This window comes from Pantoea sp. CCBC3-3-1, assembly GCF_007981265.1.
In the GTDB taxonomy this organism is placed as follows: Bacteria; Pseudomonadota; Gammaproteobacteria; order Enterobacterales; family Enterobacteriaceae; genus Erwinia.
On sequence record NZ_CP034363.1, the window covers coordinates 2,330,717 to 2,350,389 of the forward strand.

Here is a 19,673-nt window from a genome sequence, read left to right on the forward strand (position 1 = left end):
TGGCGAAAACTCTTTCTTGAAAAGGCGGTTTTTTATATTTTAGCTATACTTATCATTAGGTTAAAATAAGGGGGAACGCATGCCAAAGCAGAATCATCATGACGCCGCTAAAACACAGCCGCAGGAGATTGTCAGTGAAACGCTGATGCAAACAGGCCAGGCGTGGAACGGCACGCCCTATACGGCTTACCCCGGCGGGAAACCGCAGTTGACGGTCATGAAAATGCACATTCCGGCGCACTCCGCGCTACCCTGGCATTCGCATTCGATGCCCAATATTGCCTATATCCTCTCAGGCAAGCTAACCATTGAAGACCAGGCGAGCGGTAAAACGCATCAGGTGAGAGCGGGCGAAGCGCTGAATGAAGCCGTAGGCGATATTCATCGCGGATATACGACCGATGAGCCGGCGGAGTTGGTCATTGTTTATGCGGGTGCAGAAGGGCTGCCGCTTTCTGTTTCGCTGCCCGGAGAACCGGAAGAATTTTAGGCCAGCCGATCGATTGCGCCCTGTCTTAGCTGAAATCATGCGAAAGTGTCATTAGACAACACGCCTGCGCAACGTTAATTTAGCGGGATAATACCTGAACGCCTCTCTGCTGCCCGCCAACTGCCGTATTTGCCGGCAGCAAAATGCGCCACTCTGATAAGGCCTGTACCATGAAAAAAATCGGATTTCTGTCGTTTGGTCACTGGACGCCGTCGCAACAGTCGGCAACCCGTTCCGCGGCGGATGCGTTGCTGCAATCTATCGATCTCGCGGTCGCCGCAGAAGAATTGGGGGCCGATGGCGCCTGGTTCCGCGTACATCATTTTGCCCGGCAGCTTAGCGCGCCTTTTCCGCTGCTTGCTGCGGTAGCAGCGCGTACCAGCAAGATTGAAATTGGCACCGGCGTGATTGATATGCGCTACGAGAATCCGCTTTATATGGCGGAAGAGGCGGGCGCAGCGGATCTGATCAGCGGTGGACGCTTGCAGTTAGGTATCAGCCGCGGTTCGCCGGAGCAGGTGATCGACGGCTGGCGCTATTTTGGTTATCAGCCGCAGGAAGGCGAAAGCGATGCGGATATGGGCCGTCGCCATACCGAAGCGCTGCTGGAAGTGCTGCGCGGCGAAGGCTTTGCCAAACCGAATCCGCAGCCTATGTTTCCTAACCCGCCGGGTTTATTGCGCACGGAGCCTTACTCACAAGGGCTGCGCGAGCGGATTTGGTGGGGCTCCGGCTCTAATGCCACCGCAGTCTGGGCGGCAAAGTCAGGGATGAACCTGCAAAGTTCGACGCTGAAGGATGATGAAACCGGCGAACCCTTCCATATTCAGCAGGCGAAACAGATTCAGGCTTACCGGGATGCGTGGAAAGCAGCCGGGCATCAACGCGAGCCGCGGGTCTCCGTCAGTCGCAGCATCTTTGCGCTGACTAATCAGCAGGATCGCGCCTATTTCGGTTCAAGCGGGCAGGGTGGCGATCAGGTCGGTTATCTGGACGAAAAAACCCGCGCTATTTTTGGCCGCAGCTATGCAGCGGAACCGGAGCAGTTAATTGAACAGCTGGCGAAAGACGAAGCCATTGCCGCAGCCGACACGCTACTGTTAACCATTCCAAATCAGCTTGGGGTCGATTACTGCGCCCATGTGATGGAAGCGATCCTGAAACATGTTGCTCCTGCCTTAGGCTGGCGCGAATAACGGTGTAGTTGCGCTTCACAATTTTCCGTTAACAGACTGAAACGCCGCTCTCTTTTTAAAGGGCGGCGTTATTTATTGGGAACAGCCAATACTGGCTGTCGGGTAGCTTTTATTTTAGTTACAACATACTAATGTTTGTTATTTATCCGCTCACTATGGCATCGAATAATCATTAGTCAGGCAGAGAAAAAGGGCGAGAACCCGAAGCCAGCAGCTGAAGCTTGCCAGCCTGTGCCGCACATCATGGGCAGCAGGCTGGTGGAAGTCGGCAGGTGAAATGAATACTCAGGATGCCAGAGTCGCAACCTTCTCACGCATCAAAGGGATAAGCTGCTGCCCGTAAACGGCTGCATCGCGCAGCTGATCAAAGCCGCGAAACAGGAAAGTGGTCACGCCCAGGCGGTAATATTCCAGTGCAGCATTGGCAACCTGCTCAGGCGTGCCAACCAGTGAGGTCGAATTACCTGCCGCGCCGGAGAGCGCCGCAATCTCAGTCCACAGGCAGCTGTCGTGAACGGCTTTTTCTTTGGCAAAACCGTACAGCCGCTGTGAGCCGCTATTACTGTCCGGATTGGCACTCGCCGGATCGATCAACGCTTTCGCCCGCGCCAGAATCCGCTCTGCACGCGCCCACGCCTCCGTTTCGCTGTCGCCAAGAATAGGGCGCAGCGACAGGCTAAAGCGGATTTTATCTTCACGACCATATTTTTTTGCGGCAGATTTTACCTGCGCGATGCGCTGTTTGATTTCTGCCAGCGGCTCGCCCCACATCATGTAGACATCGGCATACCGGGCTGCAACTTCGACCGCAGCCTCAGACGCGCCGGAGAAATAAACCGGTATATGACCTTCAACCGGTTTCACCTGCGTCAGGTTATCCCGGATGCGGTAAAAATCGCCGTGATGATCGAAAGGCTGCTGTTGATGCCAGGTATTGAGCATGACCTGTAGATATTCGGCCGTCCGTCCATAGCGGCTGTCCTTGTCCAGCCAGTCGCCATCGCGTTGCAAATCGCCGCTATCGCCACCGGTAATGACATTGATGGCCACGCGTCCCTGGCTGAGCTGATCCAGGGTGGCAAACTGCCGTGCAGCGAAAGTGGGCGCCTGAAAACCAGGACGATGCGCCACCAGTAAACCCAGTTTATCGGTCTGCGCAGCTACCCAACTGGCGAGGATTAACGAATCGGGCGCGCGGGTATTGACGGCCAGCAGGACTTTATCGAAACCGGCGTATTGCTGCGTTTGCGAAAAAGCCCGGATAAAATCAGCGTTGACTAAAGGGCCTTCGGCAGCCAGCGCCTCGCTGCTTTCCTGCGATCCCACCAGGCCAATAAATTCCAGGCTCATTTATACACTCCTCTGTTGATTCGATGAAAATGCCAGAACACGCTGGCCTGCGGTTTGCAGGATCACATCGTCCTGAGGCGTATGGATGCGTGCGCAAAGCACGTTGCGAAGATGACGTTGCAGATCGCTACGGCGTGACAAACCCGGATTTCCGGCGGCTTCAATAGCCAACTCAACGGCCTCAATCGCCTGACTGGTGATCAGATGCTTTAACTGGCCGCCGCGGACAGGATCAATGTTGCCTGTAGCCGCACTGTGCAAAAGCGTTTGGTTGCTGAACAACAGGGTATCGATGCGCCCGGCGAGGGCTTGAAAACGGGGAAGGGCTGCCAGCGGTGCCTGAAGCGCGGAAGGTATCCGATGCTGCAAAAAATCATGTAGCCATTGCTGCGCGCTTTGCGCGACGGCATCGTAAACGGCCGGGAGCAGCACCGACATCCACAACGTTTCCTGTGCGTCCTGGGCCGCAGGCCGCTCATTCAGGCTGATAGCATGGTCAAAAGGGATCGTCACCCGCCGGAAAACGACCCGATGACTACAGGTCGCCCGCATGCCTAAATGATCCCAGTCATCAATAATTTGCACGCCGGAGGCGGAAGCGGGTACCAGAAAGCTGCCGGTCAGCGGCTGTGGATCATCGGTAGCGCCCCAGACCAGCAACCAACTGAGGCCGTGACTGCCGGTTGAATAGATTTTTTCACCATCAAGCTGCCAGCCCTTTTCAGTACGGGTAGCTCGCGTGGCAGGAAGCCCACCGCGTGCCGGGGTTCCCAGCGCCGGTTCGACTCTTAATGAATTGATCAGCGCCCCGTTCTTAACAATGTCTGCTGCGACCTGTTGTTGTAACGCTGCCGGCCAGCCACTGGCCGTCCGTAAGCGTAGCGAGTGCAGATAGTGCATGGTCAGGATTAACGCTGACGACGGATCGCCCTTAGCAACCGCCGTTATCACACGCAGCGCGGTTGCCAGATCACATTCGTTGCCGCCCAGCCGTGCGGGCAGTGCCAGCCTCAGTAAGCCGGCATCGTGCAACTCGGCAAAATTATCATGGGGAAAATCACCGGTGACATCATAGTGCGCGGCCCGCTGCGCAAAGGAGCGGGTCAGGGCGGCAAGACGTTGCGGGCTGCCCGGATCTGAATCAACCCTCTGCGGATCAAACCCGGAGGGAAAAGGGGAAAAGGCCGGACTGTTCATCTGTTTCAACGCCTCCACTATTTCATATTTCTGAATAGCAGAAACAGAAATATCGCGAAAAATTCGATGACAGAATGCAAATTAGCGCATCAGTTGTAAAAGACGTAAAACAGATAAGGTAATTAACTATCGGCATAATTATTTTTTAAAACAGAGGGGTGATTAATATTATGATGAGACGAGAACTTTACACAATCATTTCTTATCTTGATGATTTATAAAGTTTTTACATTAAATTACTTCATTATTCAGCCTGCGGTTAAGCGCGGGAATCACGTTGACGCTATCCAATTAACCCGTTCGGAATGGAGCCTGTAGAGTGAATCAAAATTTAATATTGTCGCGTCGGCGGCTTTTGGGATTATTGGGCGGCGCTGCCGTTACCTCTTTATTCAGTCCGAACGTTCTGGCGCATAATATGGCTGGCATGAATGGCACAACGGATATTGAAGGCCCGGGGAAATGGGCATTACCGGCAATGCGGAAGGTTAAACTGGCGGTTAATCTAAACGCTATCTGCATTGCACCGGTAACGGTTGCAGATAAACAGGGCTTTTTCCGTCAGCACAATCTTGATGTGGAGTTCGTCAACTTTGGTAATTCAACAGAACTGCTGCTGGAGTCGATCGCCACTGGCAAAGCGGATGCGGCAGTAGGCATGGCGCTGCGCTGGCTGAAAGCGCTGGAACAAGGCTTTGACGTCAAGCTCACGGCAGGGACGCACGGCGGCTGTATGCGGTTGGTTACGCTGGCTCAGGGGCCGCAAAATTTTGCCGATCTGAAAGGGAAAACCATTGGCGTAACGGATATGGCGGCGGCAGATAAAAACTTTTTCTCGCTGCTGCTGAAAAGGCACGGTATCGATCCGGTAAACGATGTTAGCTGGCGCGCTTACCCGCTGGATCTGTTACCGATGGCGCTTCAGAAAGGGGAAATTCAGGCGGCAAGCGGCTCCGATCCGGTGATGTGGCGGCTTATTAACCAGTCTGGATACCGTGAACTGGCGACCAATCTTACGGATGAATATGCCAATCTCAGCTGCTGTGTCGTGGGCGTGCGTGGTGCATTGACGCGTGATGACCCCGCCGTTGCCGCAGCCATCACCCATGCCATTTTACAAGCCCATGCCTGGGCAGCGAAGCATCCGGATGAAATCGGTGATGAATTTGTCAGCCACGCGCTTAACACTACGGCTCAGGAAATTAGCGCCGTACTTCAGACGCATACCCATGGGCACTCGGCAACGGGGGACGCTTTTGTTAAGGAACTGGCAGTCTACGCCCGCGATTTAAAAGCCATTAATGTACTGCGGCCCGATACCGATCCGCAGCTGTTTGCTCGCGGCATTACGGCCAATGTTTTTGCCTGAAGAACCAAGGAATTTTAATGAAACGTTCTCTGTTATTAATCATGCTGTTGGCAGGTGCCGCCACGCAGGCCGACGATGGCGTGACGCTGCGCATCGCTGACCAGAAAGGTAATATGCGTGCCCAGCTGGAAGCAACCAACCTGCTGGAAAACCTGCCGTATCATATTGAATGGGCAGAGTTTCCGGCGGCAGCTCCCTTAGCGGAAGCGCTAAATGCAGGCGCTGTTGATGTCGGCATTATTGGCGATGCACCGCTGCTTTTCTCCATAGCGGCCGGTTCGCAGGTTAAGGCCGTGGCGGTAGACAAGTCCGATCCTTACGGCACGGCGGTGGTGGTTAATAAGGATTCCGCGATTAAGACCGTTGCGAATCTGAAAGGAAAAAGCATCGGCACCGGCAGGGGATCGGTAGGACATTTCGTTGCGTTGAAGGCGCTGGAACAGGCCGGCATCAAACCTGAAGAGGTGCATTTCCGTTATCTTACCCCGTCAGATGCTAAAATTGCGCTGGCCAGCGGCGCGGTGGATGCCTGGGCAACGTGGGATCCTTACACCGCACTGGCAGAAACCTCGGGGACCGGTCGGGTACTGGTGAGTGGGCGAGGGTTATCGACGGGGAACAGTTTCCTGGCAGCGACCGACAGCGCACTGGCTAATGAAACGAAGCGTAAAGCACTTCAGGATTATATTAACCGGCTGGCTGAAGCGGAAAAACAGGCGTACGCTAATATTGATAATTATTCGGTAACGCTGGCTAAAATCATTGGTTTCCCAAAAGAAGCGATACGACTCTCTTTTGGCCGACGTCAGTCACACTGGCAGGCGATTGACAGTGCCACCATTACCCAGCAGCAGGAAACGGCTGACTTTTATCAAAAGCAGGGGCTGATAAATAAGCCTTTGCAGGTGGAACCGACCTTTTACCGGGGGTTAACGGTGCAGGCGCAGTAGAGGAAGAAAAGAGAGGCATCATGCCTCTCTTCATTACAGGCCGTCATTCGTTAAGCTGATTTCTTTTTACTGTGTTTACGATGATGGCTTTTCACGCCGACAAAAGGCGCAAAGCTAATGTTTATTCTGGCTTGACCGGTACGTGGGGAAAAAAGGACATCCATTTCATCTGTAAACTCAGCGCCGTTCTGATAGTTAAGCCTGAATATAAAGTTAGACATCATGGTCCAGTTAATTATCCATTCCACATCAACCAATTGTGAATCTTCAAACAATATATCATTAAGCAAATATTCGAAAGCATAATTATCTAAAGGCCAGGTGACAGAGCGTCCGGCACTGTCATCATAAATATACTCAATGTCAGAACTGATAAGGGAAATATCGCGTATGTCATAATTTCTGCAAGTGGTCAGGAAAAAATTGAAGAATTGCAGTAAAGCATCTCGCATTGCTACCTGTGGTTTTCCCCGCAGGCTTTCATCAACTCTACCAAAGTTTGAAGACAGGTTCAGCTGAGGCATGATAGTTACCCTTAGTTAATTTATTGAGAATATAAGATCCCTGGTGATACCTGCAAGTATTTACAGGGAATTCGCAAGGCAACTTAACCTTAGCACTACTTTTAACTGATTGCGTAAATTAATAATGACTGGTAGTGCCAGTTATTCTTATTAATTACATTTTCTATTAGTCTGCAATAACTACTCACATTGGATGTTATTTTTATTTTAGTTTGATTGGTTGCTGTTAAAAGTATTTTCGATCGTAATTTTTAATATTTCACTTTTTCTATTTCTTGCATTAAATGTATTTTCTCTTGCGTCAAGACCCGGAGGGAATATCTCAAGTGACCAACCTTTTTCTGCCTGATTTTATAAAAACTTGCTTTGAAGTGACAATGAAATTAATTAGGGCATTATTTGTCTTTAGTTGCCTGATTTTTATGACTTTTTAATGATATCGCCGTCTTAATCATCTAAGGAAAATCTGATAGGATGCGTACGCAATTGACTGATTTCACAGGGGATTGTTATAAGTTAACTCGTACTTAACATTCTTATCCCTTCTGTTATTTAGATTGCGTTACTGATAGAAGTGGGGGGCTATTTAGTTAAAAAAAGCCAGTACTGATATAAGCGCAAAGAGAATTTCACAGGGGATAGATTTCATCTCTGACGGCAGGCTATTAATTCCAATTCCATAAAAGGAGGAAAAAATGCATTAAATAGTCCATGTGAGGGGGGGCTACTCAGCAGCTTTAACTGAGTAGTAATAAGCAAATTTTTTTAAATTAAAACGTTTTTACTTCTGTATAACTAATCAAAAACTTAATGACTCAAGGAGTTACCTATGTCTACTTCATTGTCTCAATCTATTTTATCTTTAAATTCCGTTACCTCGGCACTTAAATCAGCAACTGGCGGAGCGGGTGATGACTCGATTAGTCAGGTTACGGGTAATCTGGCCCAGATTACCGATATTATTACCCGACTTCAGGCGGAAGGTAAGGCGTTTGTTACTTCCACTACTGCGGCACTCAGTAGCATTAAGCCTGAAGATCTTTCAAATGCCTCAACCTATAGCGATCTGCTAAAAACGGCCGTTGCTGATTTTTCTAACTCGGTAGAAAGTGCAATTCAAACCCTTTCTCCGCTTAAAGATTCAGTATTAACTTTCGGAAATGGCATTCAGAGCACGGTAACTACGCTGACTTCGGAACTTTCTACCCTCCAGAGCACGCTTGCCGGTAATCAGGCAGCGCTGACCAAAGCGCAGAAAAGCTACAGTTTGCTAAGTGGATTGGGTTCTCTGGGTGGCGTAGTCGGCTTATCGGGGGCGCTTGCACTGGTGAAAAGCCTGGAGAGTATTGTTTCCGGGAACCAGCTGAAGCTACAGGATTTGCAAACTACGCTTGCGGATAAAACCAAACTGCTGACTTTGCTGACTTCCGCCAACGGCTCAGTCGCTGATAGTTTTAATGTTTTACCGGGCCTTTCAGGGACGTTGCAATTTTTGCAAACCGACGTGGCGAGTCTGGCAGCCGATATAAGTGACAATGCCTCAGCAGCGGCCATTCCGGTCATTATTTCTGCTATTACAGGCGCATTAGCTGAAATTAACAGTTCAGTAAATTGAGTTTTTGTCTCTATTTTCCCAGGGCTTCGGCTCTGGGTTTTTTTACAGCATGACATTATTGATTCTGCCGGTTTATGCTTTGTAAAATATTCTTCTTAAGCCAGTCAGTAAACCGCGTTGCGCGTGCCACTACCGTTGGGCAGCTAACCTCTTCAATTGCGCATGAAATAAATCAGCCGCTGGTGTCTATCGTAGCCAATGCCGGAGCCAGCCAGCGATGGCTTAAACGAGACCCCGCGAATCTGGAGAATGCCAGTAAAAGCCTTGTTTACAGGCAGTTAAACATAACATGAAATGAGTAGTGATAAGTTACAGATTATCAGATGATTTTTATTAATAGCGGGTATGGAATATTAGTTACAGCACGCAATTCTTTTTCTATAATTAATCTCTTATCTTATATACCCCTCAAAAAAATACGGGTATGCACGCCCGGATTTCGTTATAATTCCCCTTCTCGAAAAGAGAATTCCAGGGACAACGGAGCAGGGAATGTCTGACAGGAAAGCAAAGGGCCGCAGGAACGCGAGCCCGACACCGCACGATCTCGCCTTTAAACAGTTTCTGACCCATCCCGCTACCGCACGGGATTTTATGCAGCTGCATTTGCCCGCGGAGCTGCAGGCCGTCTGCGACTTCAGCACTCTTAAGCTGGAGTCCGGCAGCTTTGTTGAGGAAACGCTTCGCCCCTATTTCAGCGACGTGCTCTACAGCCTGAAAACCACGACCGGCGATGATGGCTACGTCCACGTTCTTATCGAACACCAGTCCACGCCGGACAGGCACATGGCGTTCAGGCTTCTTCGCTACGCGGTGGCGGCCATGCAGCGCCACCTTGACGCCGGGCACAAAAAGCTGCCGCTGGTGATACCGGTGCTGTTTTATACGGGAAAGCGCACTCCCTATCCCTATTCCACCCGCTGGCTGGATGAATTTAATCATCCCGGGCTGGCCGGTAAGCTTTACGGCGGTGAGTTTCCGCTGGTTGACGTCACGGTGATTTCCGACGACGAGATAATGGGCCACCGCAGCATGGCGGCCCTGACGCTGCTGCAAAAGCATATTCACCGGCGCGACCTGGCAGAGCTGCTGGACAGGCTGGCGACCCTGCTGTTGAGAGAACCGGTTACGGGACAACAGCTGACATCGCTGATAAACTACCTGATACAGACGGGTGAAACGGCAGACGCAGAGGCGTTTGTACGTGAACTGGCACAGCGTGTGCCGCAACATGGAGACGCATTGATGACCATCGCACAACAGCTTGAACAGAAGGGCATTGAGAAGGGCATTGAAAAAGGCATTGAGAAAGGCATTGAGAAAGGCATTCAGCTTGGCAGGCAGGAAGGCCGTAACGAAGGTAAACTCGAAGTCGCCCGTACCATGTTGCAGAACGGCCTGGATCGCAATATCGTCATGAAAATGACCGGGTTAACTGAAGACGATCTGGCGCAAATCCGCCATTGATGGTTCGTTGCCTGACCGTCAGCCTGTAATCACCTCATACACCAGCGTCACTGGAGATAATTGCGCTGTTTTCAGGTAATCTCAGCACGTTTACTTTTTAGCACCACTTTGTTTTTTTGTGCAGCAAAGTGGTTATCAATAAAAATCCCAATCCCAATCCCAATCCCAATCCCAGCGCTATGCTTTATTTCCCGCCATGCCGGGCTTCCATTAGATCGACCATCGCACCCTGATGTGCATCTACGTTTCGTATATAGCGCATCAGCGTTTCCGGTTTCTTCCAGGTACCTTCCTGCATAATCTGCGCTACAGCGTAGCCTTGCTTTGCCATATCCTGAGCCGCGCCAACACGTGCGCTGTGGCCGCTCCAACCCCGATAACGATTTTTATTGGCTTTAGCGGGCTGAAGAGGTCCGGCAATTTGCCATGCCTGAATAAAAATAGCCTCAAGCGCTGGCGTAGTGAGCGGACGGTCGCAGGTCACTATCACCTGATTACTTCGATGCACCGGGCCAAACAAAAAGGCATCGGGTTCACCCGCCAGCCCGGCACTTTCAATCCATTCGGTTAGCCGCTGGCTGGAAAGGGTGCTCAGAGCTTTAATCAATCCACCCGTTTGCACAATGGTTTTTGTCCAGCCAACGTCCAGAATTATTCGCCCATCTTCCGCGCGCGTAATATCGCCAACCCGCAGACGGGCCAGTTCACTAATACGCAACAGCGTACCGTAAGCAACATGCAGAAAAGCCAGGTTGCGCATTTCCTTTTTACGTGACGAGTTCCTCCAGCGCTCATCCAGCATCATCAGGTCTGCCAGACGAAAAGGAACGGCCTGGCCGGTACGTTCACCGGCGATCACTGCGGTTCGATTAATCTTTTTAATAGTACGAAAAACCAGGGGGGAAACCGTAGGGGAGATCAGACCTGCGTTGCGATGCAGCATTGCAATCAGTGAAGCATGTGTGGCGATGGTAGAAGAGGCCCGGCCTGATGAATGCAGAAAGCCAAGATAGTCACGCAAATCAGCCGACTACATTGGCAAAAAGCTGCGGGCATTATCTGCCGCCCAGCGAAAGCAAATGCGCATTACGCTGAGTAGTTGTCGCCAGGTATTGGCAGAAAAAGCCTCTTTATCTTGTACAAATTCTTTCAGCCGCGTAGAAATCGCGTCATCAGATGAAATCAGGGGCAGCAGGTCGTCAGCTGCTGTTATTTCAGGCATAACGTGTCCAATAAATACTCTGTTTAACAATCGATCGCGCTACGTAAATTCTATAGAAAAAGCAGGGGAGTTACCCTAAAGAATTCACGTAGCGCTACCGGTTGGCTGTTTATAATTTAACCGCCCATGAGCCGGCATTAAAAATGTTCACGACCGAAACAAGTTAGCTAGCGATCTTTTCTGGCGCAGAATTTTATCATAATTGCTCAACACCAGGCCATTTTAACTTTATATAAGTCCCATTATATAAAGTTAAAGCGGTAATTGTTCAAAAGCTAAACAAAAATCGCAGCCGTTGGAGGGGTTACAGCGCAAGTGTCAGCGCGGATCAGGATAGGGCAATACAGGGATTTGCCGTTCACTATGCAGAAAGATGCCTGGGAACAGTGCGCTACTGGTAAGATTATATAGATCTTTCATGATCGCAGAAGCATGCGATCCGCTCAGTATCTAAGCATATACAGGCCTGCTGGCAATCAGCGTGTCGTGCTTCAGAGGGCTACCTTCTGTAAACCGAATACTCAGATTTTAACTGCTCCAGGTACCCACGATATTATTGAGTACATAGGCGTTCTCATCATAATCTATCAGGCCCGGAGCGATAAAACTGCCGAGCAGAGCTTCACCATCATCGACAAAGAAAATAAGAAGAAGGTTATCATCGAGATAGAGATGAAATTTGGTTGTCAGCCTTATCATATTCGTAATGCTGTACGAGGATAAATAACCGAAATCGTGCGGGATATTTTCTTTAATAATCTGCGTTAATTGACCGGTAGTGAATGAAAATGGCCAGCTATTAGTAAAATTCAGGGAAATGATATTAATATTTAACTGTGAGTCTATCGTTGCATTTGCATAGAAATTTGTATTCTGATCGGAGCCATTAAAAAGTGCCTTCGCATAAGTTTGCATATTTATGGGCGCGACAGGTATAAGGGGGATGGTATTTCCCAGTAACGTCATCAATGTATCCACAAGCTATACCTCCGGGATCATCATCCCGCATCAGGAAGACAGCTGCCACGGACAGCAGAACAGGTGGCCGTGGGGCGATAATGATAAGCATATACTCGGTTAGTAACAAAGCCAGTTAACCCCTAAAACAGGGGCTAACCAGCAGGATCGCACGAAGGCAATCTACATTTTAATGCGCGGGTTGTTGCTGCTGCTGTTTCTCTTGCTCTTTCTTCTCTTTTTTATTAGCCATATGGTGGCCAACTGCACAGCCTGCCGCCGCGCCAGCCACGCCGTGATGCTTAATGTGTCCAGCCACGCCGCCAACTGCAGCCCCTTTGATGCAGCCTTTTGCCTGTACCTGAGACGTGGCAGAAAGCAGCAGACCGAAGGTAACCGCTAAAACTGATAATTTGCGCATAACTCTTATCCCTTAAAAATTGATGTAAATATGTTATTGATTGGTAAGAGAGAATAGCGTGCTTTAAAGGAAAGGCCAGCGTATGGCCTTTCTTTCAGAGCAGTCTGCAATTCAAAATATTTCAGGCGGCGCTTGCCTCAAAGTGGTAAGGCGTTTACTGATCAAGCTCGCGTTCTTTGATGTCCGCAATCGGACTCAGGATGTCGCGATCGAACTCGTTTAAAGGCTGATCAGCTTTAACCCGCTCAGGCCAGTCATGGTTTGCCAGAGCGCCACGACCGAGTGCGATAAGATCTGCCCCCATCGCCATCACCTCTTCTGCGCGACCAGGATCGTGGAGGGCACCGTTGGCAATCAAAGTGAGAGAAGGGGCATATTGATGCGCGAGCTCAACCAGCGAACGCTCGTCATCGGCAAATGCAGGCTCCCAGGCTTCATACTCCGTCACATGGATGAAGTCCACGCCAGACTTTTCCAGCAGCGAAAAGATTACCCGGGCATCTTCCACGCCTTTTCCCCATTTATGCACGAAGTCATTCACTTTGCCCTGCGAAATACGAATACCAACCGGAACGTCTGCGCCGAGACGCGCACGAACAGCCTTAATCACTTCAAGGCCAATGGTCATGCGTCCAGCCGTATCGCCGCCCCATCTGTCAGTGCGCAGGTTACTGTATTCAGTAAAGAACTGGTCGAGTAAATAGCCGTTTGCACCGTGGATTTCCACGCCATCAAACCCGGCCTCATGGACAGCACGCGCCGCTGCATCCGCGAAATTGGTGATGATTTCTTCAATCTCGCTGTCACTCAGCTCACGGGGTAACGGGTATTGTCCTTCTCCGCGATAAAACGGCATCTGCTCCCCTTTAGGGCGGATTGCAGAGGGCGCTACCGTCTCAGTCACATAATGGTTTCCTTGTGACAGCGCGCCAGCGTGCTGGATTTGAGCAAAAATAGCGGCTTCCTGGCGGTGGACAGCATCGGTTATCTCGCGCCAGGCATCGACCTGCGCAGTGGAAGTAAGGCCCGCCTGAAAAGCATAGGTCTGTGACCAGGCCCGATCGATATAGATGCCTTCGGTGATAATCAGGCCAAAACCGCCACGCGCCAAACTCGCGTAGTAGCGTTTCATTTTTTCACTGGCGCAGCCATCTTCGCTGGCCGTTACACGCGTCATTGGCGCCACGGCAAGACGGTTTTTCAAACTGATGTTGTTGCCTTTCAGGGCGGTAAATAAAGGAGAGTGATTCATATTTTATCCGTTCGCAATTAACCTTGTGGAGTAATATAGTCTCTCTGATTTGGCGCTTAAACAGGCCATTATGATATGCTGGTATAACGATAATCGTTATAAAAGTCGGCGCTATGAACCTTAATGACGTGCAGCTTTTCCTGATCATTACCGAAACGCTCAGCCTTTCTCAGGCGGCTAAAAGGCTGGATATTTCTCCTATGGCGGTTTCCCGGCGGCTGGCCGGACTGGAGGGCGAGCTGGGCATTCGGTTGATACAGCGCACGACGCGTTCCGTTTCTCTGACGCCCGAAGGCGCTGAGTTTATTCCCTACGCCAAAACCCTTGTTGAGGCGGCAGAAAGTGCGAAAGCCTCGTTCTCACCTGATGCAAAAGGCGCGTCAGGTTTATTACGGATTACGGCACCTTCCGGCTTTGGCCGCCGGCAGATACTGCCGCTTATCCCTTCGCTGCTGGCTGGCAATCCAGCGCTGAAAATTGATTTACAGCTGAATGAAGAGGTGGTCGATATTGTTGGCCGCGGCATTGATGTGGCTATCCGCATCGCGAAGCTAAAAGATTCAAACTTGATTGCCCGCAAGATAGTCGACAATCCCCGCATACTTTGCGCATCTCCTGATTATATTAAACAGGTTGGCGTGCCTGATACGCTTAACGATCTCACTCACCACAACTGCCTGAGGTTAACCAGCGTTTTGCAATGGACGTTTGAACAGGAGGGCCAAAGCACCAGTATCAGCGTGGATGGCAGATTCAGTTCAGGCAACGTTGAAAGCGTCAGGGAACTTTGTATGCAGGGTATTGGACTGGCGCAGTTAACGCTGTGGGATGTTAAAAAAGAAATAGAGGAGGGCACGCTTATTGAAGTGAAGTTGCAAGACGCTCGCCCTCAGGATCTTTCCGTTTGGGCGCTGTTTCCTACCACGCGACATTTACCTCAGCGGGTAACGGTTTTTATTGAAGCCTTGAAAGCCTCGTTGATTCAGTGAAGGGCACCAACAGGTGCCAGCGTCGCCCAGTCTCCATGTGCTGAGATGCTAAAACTATCGGCTCCTTTTTCAATAATTCAGCAAAGCCTGTTTAAACGAGAAAATATGGACGCGCGCGGCTTCTGCGGCACGTTCTGTATCACCGTTTTCCAGCGCCTCGATAATCGCATCGTGTTCGGTAATCACTTCCTGCATATGACTCTCGCTTGATAACGTTGTGGCCCAGAAGCGCTGAGCCTGCGCGTGGATTACGCTGAGAATATCGGATAAACGGCTGTTTCCGGCAATGTCCGCCAGCCGCTGATGAAATTCGCGATCCAGCAGCATAACCTCGACCCGATTGCGCGCTTCGCTGGCGGCGGCAATCTGCTGATTTAGCTGCCTGAGCGAGACGATATGTGACGATGTCACTTTTCGGCTGGCGAGTTGCAGGCATAGCGTTTCGTTTACCATACGCACTTCTATCAACTCCAGCGCATCATCAATCGAGAGAGGGGAAACCATCACCCCTTTACGCGGGATAATCTGCAACAAGCCTTCGGTCGCCAGTCGGTGCACGGCCTGATTAACCGGCGTCCTGCCCATCGCCAAATCGTTCATCACCTGCGCGGTATTCAGATATTCGCCCGGCTTGTAGCGCAGCGTGATGAGTTTATGTTTGAAAGCCTGATAGGCCTGCTCGTTAAGAGAAAGCGCTCGGGGGCTGGCTGCATCAGGCGCTTCAGCAATCGCATCACTCATGTTTTTTTCCTTATCCAACGTTTTCACCATATTACACAAAAAGGTGGCATGAAAATCGCAAGATTGAAAATAGTGTGAAATTTCACACGAATTTCATTTAAGGGGAAAGAGCGATGAAACTGACGTTTACCACCGATGACAAAGCAGCGCCACTGATTGAAGTTGAGATAAATCAGCTGGTTATTGCAGGATGGGTAGGAAGGGATCGGCAGGCGGTGTTGCACCACATCAGGGAGCTGGAAGCGCTGGGCGTGCCCCCGCCAGGTGCAGTGCCGCTGTTTTACCGCGTCACCACTAACCAACTCAGCCAGCAATCTCATCTGGAAGTTGTAGGTGCAGAAACGTCAGGCGAGGCGGAGCCGTTTGTCTTTTTCCATCGGGGTGAATACTGGGTCTCGCTTATTTCCGATCATACCGATCGTCATCTGGAAACGTTCAGCGTTGCCCTGTCGAAACAAGCCTGTATTAAGCCGGTTGCAGGCCACGCCTGGCGGATAAAAGAGGTTGCTGAACACTGGGATGCATTGGAACTGAGCGCCTGGATTAAAGAGCAGGGCGAATGGGTCAGCTATCAGCAAGGTTCACTGGCTTCTTTATTGACGCCGATGGATTTGCTGGCGCGTTATCTGTCTGACACGCCGGCCGAAGAGGGTTTTGCCATGTCCTGCGGCACGCTGAGCGCGCTGGGCGGCATTCGTCCGGCCAGTGATTTCCGCATGGCGCTGCACGATCCCATCCTGAACCGCACGCTAACCCATCAATACAGCACTGGTCTGTTGCCAGTCGTAGCCTGAGGAGACTGACGATGACGACACTATGGCAGGCCAGCCAGCGGCTGAAAGAGGGTGAGGCAACCCCGCAAGACTATACCGAGGCGGCGCTGTTTGCCGCCACGGAGAAAAGCGGTGAGGGCGCTCGCGTCTTTACGCGCTTATATACCGATAATGCCCGCAGACGGGCGATTCAGGCGGGTATCCGCTGGCAAAAGGGTGAAGCACTCAGTTCCGTCGACGGTTTACCGATCAGCATTAAAGATCTGTTCGATGTGGCTGGTGAAGCCACCACCGCAGGCTCCACGCTGTTGATCAACGCGCCCGCAGCGAAGACGAACGCCAGTATGGTGAACCGTCTGGAACAGGCCGGTGCGGCGATCGTCGGTAAAACCAACATGACCGAGTTTGCCTTTTCAGGACTGGGCATCAATCCGCATTACGGCACGCCTGCAAATCCGTGGCAGCGCAACTCGCCGCGCATCCCTGGCGGTTCCTCCTCCGGCGCAGCGGTATCGGTAAGCGATGGCATGTGCCTGGGCGCAATTGGGACGGACACCGGCGGCTCGGTACGCATCCCGGCGGCGCTTTGCGGCCTGACGGGATTTAAGCCCAGCGCCAGCCGCATCGGGCAAGCCGGTACGCTGCCCCTTGCCGCTTCGCTCGACAGTATCGGCGTTATCGCCCATGACGTGCGCAGCTGCTGGCTGCTGGACAGCATCATTGCTGATGAACCACTGATGCTTGCAGAATGCAATCTGTCACAGGCGCGTTTTGCGATCCCACAAACGCGCGTGCTGGATGATTTAGAAGATGACGTCCGCCAGGCCTGGACCGCCACGCGCGATCTGATTCAGGCTGCGGGTGCAACGCTTGTCGAGATACCGCTAACGGAGCTGGCCGAGCTGACAACCCTCAACGCACGCGGCGGCATCATAGCCTGGGAAGCCTGGCAATGGCACCAGCAAAGCGCGCAGTCACGGCCGGAAGCTTACGATCCCCAGGTATTAACCCGTCTTCAGGTCGGCCGCGGGTTAACCGCGCAGGATGCCGAAGAGCTTTATCAGCAGCGTGCTGCCTGGAAACAGCGTGTGGAGGCCGCACTGACGGATTTTGACGGGATGCTTATGCCCACCGTCCCGCGTATTGCGCCCACTATCGCCGAACTTGACGATCCGCAGCGCTACAAAGAAATCAATGCACTGATGCTGCGCAATACCAGCGTTATCAACATGCTGGACGGCTGCGCTGTTTCGCTGCCGTGCCATCAGCCGGGCCACGCGCCGGTGGGGCTGATGCTGGCCGCCACCCAGGGTAAAGATGCCGCAGTACTGAGTCTGGCGTTAGCCCTGGAAATCCTTCTTTTACGGAGGAGATCACGATGACTCTTTCCCACGGCATGCTGTTTGTCGCCACCCAGATTGCGCCTGAAGATGAGGCTGATTTCAATCCGGCGGATGTGCAGCTTTACCCGCTCAGCTGGCAGTTAACAAAGCAGGAGATGACCCATGGCGAATACTGATTCCACGCTGCTCCAGACCGCCCGGAGCGGAATGTCTAAAACGGGTCGGCTGGCCGCGGCCAGTTCGGTGGGCACCGCGCTCGAATGGTATGATTTCACCGTCTATAACATTATGGCGGCGCTGGTCTTCAACCATGTTTTCTTTCCCAGCTTCGACCCGCTGGTCGGGACGATTCTGGCCTTTTCCACCTATGCGGTTGGCTATATTTCCCGCCCGGTCGGGGGGTTTATTTTCGGTCATTTGGGCGACGTTGCCGGCCGCAAAGCGGTGCTGATTACCACGCTGGTGATTATGGGCGTCACCACCGCGTTGATGGGCCTGCTGCCCGGCTATGCGAGTTGGGGTATCTGGAGCCCGGTACTGTTGGTCACGCTGCGCTTTATTCAGGGAATTGCGCTGGGCGGCGAGTGGGCTGGTGCCGTGCTGCTCTCTATGGAACATGGCGATGCCAACAAACGGGGACGCAACGCTTCGTTCGCCCAGGTTGGCCCTTCCTGCGGCACGCTGATTGGCACCGGTTTTATCACCCTGGTCACGCTGGCGCTGAGCGGTGACCAGTTTCAGGAATGGGGCTGGCGCGTGCCGTTTCTGCTGAGTCTGCTGCTGGTGATGTTTGGCCTTTGGCTTCGCCGTGGCGTGGAGGAGACGCCCACCTTTGTCGCCATGCAGGCCAGTGAGAAAACCACGCACACGCCGCTGAAAGAGGTCTTTGTTCGCTATCCACGCGAATTGCTGATTGCGGGAGGCGCGCGCATCGGTTCCGATGTGCTCTATGCACTGGTCGTGGTCTTTACGCTGACCTATGTTACAACGGTGCTGCACTTGCCGCGGCCGGTCGCGCTGCTGGCGACCATGCTGGGCGCAATTGGCAATGCGATTACCGTGCCGATGTTTGGTGCACTTTCCGATCGGCTGGGCAGAAGGCCGGTTTATATCGCAGGCGTGCTGCTGGCGGCGGTTTGGTCATTTGTCTTTTTTGTGCTGCTCGACAGCGCGCAGACGGTATTGATTGTACTGGCGGTCATTGTCGGCCTGCTGATCCATGCGGTGATGTATGGCCCGCAGGCGGCATTTGTCACTGAACAATTTCCCGGCCACGTTCGTTATGCCGGTTCTTCGCTGGCTTACACCCTGGCGGGTATTGTCGGCGGAGGGTTTGCGCCGCTGATTATTACTTCGCTTTATAAAGAGATGGGCAGCACGGTGTGGGTCTCTTTATATGTTTGCCTGGCGCTGGGGATTACGCTGATTGCATTATGGAAGGCAAAAGAGACGGCATATAAACCGCTGTAAACCCGTTTAAGTCACAGTAAATAAAGCCTGACCGCTGTCGGGCTTTATTTTTTCCATACCAAAAATCCATTACTTGTCTTCCGGATCGTTAAAGAAGAAGGCGACTTTATTACCGTCAGGATCGCGCAACCAGGCAACGTAAAAATTCTTCCCGTAGGCATCGCGCCGTTACCGGCAACAGCAGGCCTGCCATCAAAAGGTTTGGCGATAAAACGGCATCGTAAAATTTTTCGGCCGTGTGCAGATCGTTACTGCCAGGAAATAAATAACTGAGCATACCTTATCCTTTTGCCTGTGCTTATCCTTTTTAATGAAGTCGAAGCACGGCCAGAATGAAATAAAAAAGA

At 51.7% G+C, this 19,673-nt stretch carries 18 protein-coding genes and 1 pseudogene; 11 read left to right on the forward strand and 8 right to left on the reverse strand.

All coding sequences use genetic code 11. From position 1 onward, the window contains the following. Positions 1–79: 79 nt before the first annotated feature. Positions 80–490, forward strand: a complete 411-nt coding sequence (locus EHV07_RS10910) for a cupin domain-containing protein (RefSeq protein WP_147197809.1) — start codon at positions 80–82, stop codon at positions 488–490. A 170-nt stretch (positions 491–660) separates the two neighbouring features. Next, positions 661–1,686 (forward strand): LLM class flavin-dependent oxidoreductase, encoded by a 1,026-nt coding sequence (locus EHV07_RS10915; RefSeq protein WP_147197811.1) that lies wholly within the window; start codon positions 661–663, stop codon positions 1,684–1,686. Positions 1,687–1,971: 285 nt separating this feature from the next. Here EHV07_RS10915 and EHV07_RS10920 read toward each other — a convergent pair whose 3' ends face one another. After that, positions 1,972–3,036, reverse strand: coding sequence for an LLM class flavin-dependent oxidoreductase (locus EHV07_RS10920; RefSeq protein WP_147197813.1), 1,065 nt, complete (start codon positions 3,034–3,036; stop codon positions 1,972–1,974). Beyond that, on the reverse strand, positions 3,037–4,233 hold the full coding sequence (locus tag EHV07_RS10925) for an acyl-CoA dehydrogenase family protein (protein WP_147197815.1): 1,197 nt from the start codon (positions 4,231–4,233) through the stop codon (positions 3,037–3,039). A 319-nt stretch (positions 4,234–4,552) separates the two neighbouring features. On the opposite strand from EHV07_RS10925, the gene EHV07_RS10930 reads away from it, so the two are divergent. Together EHV07_RS10930 and EHV07_RS10935 are read left to right on the forward strand one after the other, a co-directional pair. Then, on the forward strand, positions 4,553–5,602 hold the full coding sequence (locus tag EHV07_RS10930) for an ABC transporter substrate-binding protein (RefSeq protein ID WP_254446333.1): 1,050 nt from the start codon (positions 4,553–4,555) through the stop codon (positions 5,600–5,602). 17 nt (positions 5,603–5,619) lie between these two features. Next, positions 5,620–6,552 (forward strand): ABC transporter substrate-binding protein, encoded by a 933-nt coding sequence (locus tag EHV07_RS10935; RefSeq protein WP_147197816.1) that lies wholly within the window; start codon positions 5,620–5,622, stop codon positions 6,550–6,552. 50 nt (positions 6,553–6,602) lie between these two features. Here EHV07_RS10935 and EHV07_RS10940 read toward each other — a convergent pair whose 3' ends face one another. Continuing rightward, positions 6,603–7,076, reverse strand: a complete 474-nt coding sequence (locus EHV07_RS10940) for a hypothetical protein (protein WP_147197818.1) — start codon at positions 7,074–7,076, stop codon at positions 6,603–6,605. 829 nt (positions 7,077–7,905) lie between these two features. On the opposite strand from EHV07_RS10940, the gene EHV07_RS10945 reads away from it, so the two are divergent. Then, a complete protein-coding gene (locus EHV07_RS10945) occupies positions 7,906–8,691 on the forward strand; it encodes a hypothetical protein (protein WP_147197820.1) in 786 nt (261 codons plus the stop codon). A 492-nt stretch (positions 8,692–9,183) separates the two neighbouring features. Continuing rightward, entirely contained in the window at positions 9,184–10,158 is a 975-nt protein-coding gene (locus EHV07_RS10955) for an Rpn family recombination-promoting nuclease/putative transposase (RefSeq protein WP_147197824.1), read from the forward strand. 184 nt (positions 10,159–10,342) lie between these two features. Here the strand turns inward: EHV07_RS10955 and EHV07_RS10960 are convergent. The 4 genes and pseudogenes from EHV07_RS10960 to EHV07_RS10975 all read right to left on the reverse strand — a co-directional run bounded on the left by EHV07_RS10960 (position 10,343) and on the right by EHV07_RS10975 (position 14,010). After that, a pseudogene (locus EHV07_RS10960) lies at positions 10,343–11,380 on the reverse strand (tyrosine-type recombinase/integrase). 528 nt (positions 11,381–11,908) lie between these two features. Continuing rightward, positions 11,909–12,358 carry a hypothetical protein gene (locus EHV07_RS10965; protein WP_147197826.1) on the reverse strand — a complete coding sequence of 150 codons (450 nt, stop codon included), beginning with the start codon at positions 12,356–12,358 and terminating at the stop codon, positions 11,909–11,911. A 169-nt stretch (positions 12,359–12,527) separates the two neighbouring features. After that, positions 12,528–12,758 (reverse strand): hypothetical protein, encoded by a 231-nt coding sequence (locus tag EHV07_RS10970; RefSeq protein ID WP_147197828.1) that lies wholly within the window; start codon positions 12,756–12,758, stop codon positions 12,528–12,530. A gap of 154 nt (positions 12,759–12,912) precedes the next feature. Then, positions 12,913–14,010 (reverse strand): NADH:flavin oxidoreductase, encoded by a 1,098-nt coding sequence (locus EHV07_RS10975; RefSeq protein ID WP_147197829.1) that lies wholly within the window; start codon positions 14,008–14,010, stop codon positions 12,913–12,915. A 113-nt stretch (positions 14,011–14,123) separates the two neighbouring features. On the opposite strand from EHV07_RS10975, the gene EHV07_RS10980 reads away from it, so the two are divergent. Continuing rightward, entirely contained in the window at positions 14,124–14,999 is an 876-nt protein-coding gene (locus EHV07_RS10980) for a LysR family transcriptional regulator (protein ID WP_147197831.1), read from the forward strand. A gap of 69 nt (positions 15,000–15,068) precedes the next feature. Here the strand turns inward: EHV07_RS10980 and EHV07_RS10985 are convergent, their stop codons facing one another. Next, positions 15,069–15,740: a GntR family transcriptional regulator gene (locus EHV07_RS10985; RefSeq protein WP_147197833.1), complete on the reverse strand. Its 672-nt coding sequence runs from the start codon at positions 15,738–15,740 to the stop codon at positions 15,069–15,071. A gap of 113 nt (positions 15,741–15,853) precedes the next feature. On the opposite strand from EHV07_RS10985, the gene EHV07_RS10990 reads away from it, so the two are divergent. From EHV07_RS10990 to EHV07_RS11000, 4 genes are read left to right on the forward strand one after another with little or no spacing between them, the layout of a single operon-like run. After that, the gene (locus EHV07_RS10990; protein ID WP_147197835.1) at positions 15,854–16,534 is read left to right on the forward strand and encodes a DUF2848 domain-containing protein; all 681 of its coding nucleotides are present in this window, start codon (positions 15,854–15,856) and stop codon (positions 16,532–16,534) included. An 11-nt stretch (positions 16,535–16,545) separates the two neighbouring features. Next, positions 16,546–17,895: an amidase gene (locus tag EHV07_RS10995; RefSeq protein WP_147197837.1), complete on the forward strand. Its 1,350-nt coding sequence runs from the start codon at positions 16,546–16,548 to the stop codon at positions 17,893–17,895. Further along, positions 17,892–18,032: a hypothetical protein gene (locus tag EHV07_RS24510; protein ID WP_168199618.1), complete on the forward strand. Its 141-nt coding sequence runs from the start codon at positions 17,892–17,894 to the stop codon at positions 18,030–18,032. Before EHV07_RS10995 ends, EHV07_RS24510 begins: the two co-directional genes overlap by 4 nt. Further along, positions 18,019–19,326, forward strand: a complete 1,308-nt coding sequence (locus EHV07_RS11000) for an MFS transporter (RefSeq protein ID WP_147197839.1) — start codon at positions 18,019–18,021, stop codon at positions 19,324–19,326. Before EHV07_RS24510 ends, EHV07_RS11000 begins: the two co-directional genes overlap by 14 nt. Positions 19,327–19,673 lie beyond the last annotated feature (347 nt).

Coding starts and splice junctions, on each gene's coding strand:
- EHV07_RS10985 (WP_147197833.1), bottom strand. CDS start 15,740: ATGAGTGATGCGATTGCTGAAGCGCCTGATGCAGCCAGCCCCCGAGCG.
- EHV07_RS10910 (WP_147197809.1), top strand. CDS start 80: ATGCCAAAGCAGAATCATCATGACGCCGCTAAAACACAGCCGCAGGAG.
- EHV07_RS10935 (WP_147197816.1), top strand. CDS start 5,620: ATGAAACGTTCTCTGTTATTAATCATGCTGTTGGCAGGTGCCGCCACG.
- EHV07_RS11000 (WP_147197839.1), top strand. CDS start 18,019: ATGGCGAATACTGATTCCACGCTGCTCCAGACCGCCCGGAGCGGAATG.
- EHV07_RS10920 (WP_147197813.1), bottom strand. CDS start 3,036: ATGAGCCTGGAATTTATTGGCCTGGTGGGATCGCAGGAAAGCAGCGAG.
- EHV07_RS10975 (WP_147197829.1), bottom strand. CDS start 14,010: ATGAATCACTCTCCTTTATTTACCGCCCTGAAAGGCAACAACATCAGT.
- EHV07_RS10925 (WP_147197815.1), bottom strand. CDS start 4,233: ATGAACAGTCCGGCCTTTTCCCCTTTTCCCTCCGGGTTTGATCCGCAG.
- EHV07_RS24510 (WP_168199618.1), top strand. CDS start 17,892: ATGACTCTTTCCCACGGCATGCTGTTTGTCGCCACCCAGATTGCGCCT.
- EHV07_RS10995 (WP_147197837.1), top strand. CDS start 16,546: ATGACGACACTATGGCAGGCCAGCCAGCGGCTGAAAGAGGGTGAGGCA.
- EHV07_RS10955 (WP_147197824.1), top strand. CDS start 9,184: ATGTCTGACAGGAAAGCAAAGGGCCGCAGGAACGCGAGCCCGACACCG.
- EHV07_RS10990 (WP_147197835.1), top strand. CDS start 15,854: ATGAAACTGACGTTTACCACCGATGACAAAGCAGCGCCACTGATTGAA.
- EHV07_RS10940 (WP_147197818.1), bottom strand. CDS start 7,076: ATGCCTCAGCTGAACCTGTCTTCAAACTTTGGTAGAGTTGATGAAAGC.
- EHV07_RS10970 (WP_147197828.1), bottom strand. CDS start 12,758: ATGCGCAAATTATCAGTTTTAGCGGTTACCTTCGGTCTGCTGCTTTCT.
- EHV07_RS10945 (WP_147197820.1), top strand. CDS start 7,906: ATGTCTACTTCATTGTCTCAATCTATTTTATCTTTAAATTCCGTTACC.
- EHV07_RS10980 (WP_147197831.1), top strand. CDS start 14,124: ATGAACCTTAATGACGTGCAGCTTTTCCTGATCATTACCGAAACGCTC.
- EHV07_RS10915 (WP_147197811.1), top strand. CDS start 661: ATGAAAAAAATCGGATTTCTGTCGTTTGGTCACTGGACGCCGTCGCAA.